The sequence below is a fragment of the Deinococcota bacterium genome (genome assembly GCA_030858465.1).
In the GTDB taxonomy this organism is placed as follows: Bacteria; Deinococcota; Deinococci; order Deinococcales; family Trueperaceae; genus JALZLY01.
On the sequence record JALZLY010000265.1, the window covers coordinates 1 to 2,355 of the forward strand.

3 protein-coding genes are annotated in these 2,355 nt (G+C 69.3%); all 3 read left to right on the forward strand.

Features of this window, described 5'->3' with window-relative positions; genetic code table 11:
- On the forward strand, positions 1-462 hold a 462-nt coding region (locus M3498_13395), incomplete at its 5' end, for a lipid-A-disaccharide synthase (GenBank protein MDQ3460270.1).
- A gap of 248 nt (positions 463-710) precedes the next feature.
- Positions 711-1,853, forward strand: coding sequence for an ABC transporter ATP-binding protein (locus M3498_13400; GenBank protein MDQ3460271.1), 1,143 nt, complete (start codon positions 711-713; stop codon positions 1,851-1,853).
- A gap of 243 nt (positions 1,854-2,096) precedes the next feature.
- A partial coding sequence (locus tag M3498_13405; protein MDQ3460272.1) for a hypothetical protein occupies positions 2,097-2,355 on the forward strand: 259 nt, incomplete at its 3' end.

The following is a 2,355-nucleotide window of genomic DNA, read 5'->3' on the forward strand; positions in this document are numbered from 1 at the left end:
GGAGGCACCCTGCCCGCGAACTGGCCGCCCGGCTGGACGTTTCGCGCCGTGCCGGTGCAGGAGGGGCCGGTGCGGGAGGAGGGGGAGGTGGGCCGGCTCGAGCGGGGCGAGGGGCGCGTCTACTTGCTGCGCGGCCGCTTCGCGGACGTCCTGGCCTCGAGCGACCTGGTCCTGGGCACGGCCGGCACCGCCAACGAGCAGGCCGCCTCGCTGGGCCTGCCGGTGCTGGCCTTCGCGGTGCCGCCGCTCTACACGGCCAGCTATCTGCGCAACCAGCGGCGCCTCCTCGGCCGGGCCCTGAGCCTGGCCGCGCCGGAGCCCGCGGCCATCGCCACGGCCCTGAGGAGCTTGTGGGAGGACCAGGAGCGCTACGAGCAGGCCGCCGCCGACGGCCGCGAGCGGATGGGACGGCCGGGCGGCGCCCAGGCCATCGCCGCCGACCTGGTGAAACGGCTGGGCTGATATGCCTGGGCTTGGGCTGACATGGCTGGGCTGAGTGGGTTACTCGCGCGCCAACTCTTGGCGCCACGCGCGTAGTTGCCGCGCGCGGAGGAGCCTGGGGTGCTCCTCTCGAGGGGCGGCTGAAACCGCAGGGTAAGTCGCGAGCCACCAGACAGACAGCTAACAGACAGCATGTCTCGTCGTCATATCCTACTAAAGCACTCAAGATTTTGTTATAGTGAAAAGCGTGCGCTCAGGCGCCTTTTCCTATGTCTACGCTCATGCCTACGCCCAGCCTATCCGCTCCACGCTCAGCCGCCGCACCGAGCCCGCGGAGCCAGACCCCGGAGAGGCCCGAGGTGGTGGTGCGGCTCGAGGGCCTCAGCAAGGCTTACGGCGACCTCGGCAACCCCGCGGTGGAAGACTTCAGCCTGTCGGTCCACCGCGGCGAGATCATCGCGCTTCTGGGTCCGAGCGGCTGCGGCAAGACGACGCTCCTGCGCACCATCGCCGGCTTCGAGTCGCCCGACGGCGGCCGCATCGTCATAGCCGGGCGCGAGGTGGCGAGTGCGCGGCGGGGCCTCCAGCCGGAAAGGCGCAAGATCGGCTTCGTCTTTCAGGACTACGCGCTCTTTCCGCACCTGGACGTGACGCAGAATGTGGCCTTCGGGCTCTCACGGCTACCGCGCAGGGCTCGAGCCGAGCGCACCCAAGAGGTCCTCGACCTCGTCGGCCTGAAGATCTTCAGCCGCCGCTACCCGCACCAGCTTTCAGGCGGACAGCAGCAGCGCGTGGCTCTGGCCAGGGCGCTCGCGCCCGAGCCCGCCGTCATCTTGCTCGACGAGCCCTTCAGCAACTTAGACGCCGCGCTGCGCGGCAGCACCCGCGAGGAGGTGCGGCGCATCCTCAAGAGGAGCGGCGCCACCACCATCTTCGTCACCCACGACCAGGAAGAGGCGATGACCTTCGCCGACCGGATCGCGGTCATGCGCATGGGGCACTTGGAGCAGGTCGGCCTGCCCGAGACGGTCTACCTGAGGCCGCGCACCGCCTTCGTGGCGAGCTTCTTGGGCACCACCAACCTGATTCGCGGCGTCGGCCGCGGCGGCGTGGCCGAGACCCTGCTCGGACCCCTGCCGGTGACTCAGCCCTCCGAGGGCGGCGTCCTGCTGTCGCTGCGACCCGAAGACCTCGCCTTCGACGACCGTCACGGCGTGGCGGTGCGGGTCGAGAGCCGCGACTTCAAGGGCCACGACCTCACCTACGGCTGCCGCTCGCTGGGCGGCGAGGCGCAGCAGCTCTTCATCGTCCAGACCGGCCCCAACTGTCCGGTGCAGGTGGGCGACGAGACCTATCTGATGAGCACGGGGCCGGCGGTTCCCTTGGCGGGCAGCAGCGCCAGCCCGGTCTAGCCGTCGATGCTGTGGCTTTTATGCCGCCGGTGGGGATGCGGTGAGCTTTTGAGCAGGACGTCCGGGAAGGGTCTGCTACACTGTCGGGAACGAAGGAGCGCGAGAAACGGCGCTCCGGCGTGGATTTGGCCGTGCTCTTGAGGCAGCCTCGAGCTTTGGGCGCAGTGCCTGCCGCACGTCCAGAATGGTTGGATTCCCGTGTTCAAGCCGTCATTCGTTCGGAAACCCTCCAGGAGGCCCGCTATGGTCAATCCCAACCACAGACGCACGCTCTTGATCCTTTTGCTCGCCGCGCTCTTCGGCTTTGCCCTGACAGCTTGCGGGACCGGCCAGCCACCCGTTTCCCAGCCACCCGTTTCCCAGCCACCTACGTCGGAGCCTCCGCTCGAGGACGAGTCGCCTCCCCAGGATCCCTCTCCCGAAGACCCGGCCCCCGAAGACCCGGCCCCTGAAGACCCGGCCCCCGAAGACCCGGCCCCTGAAGACCCGGCCCCCGAAGACC

What these genes read in the sequence shown, in the direction of transcription:
- M3498_13400 (MDQ3460271.1), top strand. Translation starts at nt 711, where the DNA reads ATGTCTACGCTCATGCCTACGCCCAGCCTATCCGCTCCACGCTCAGCC.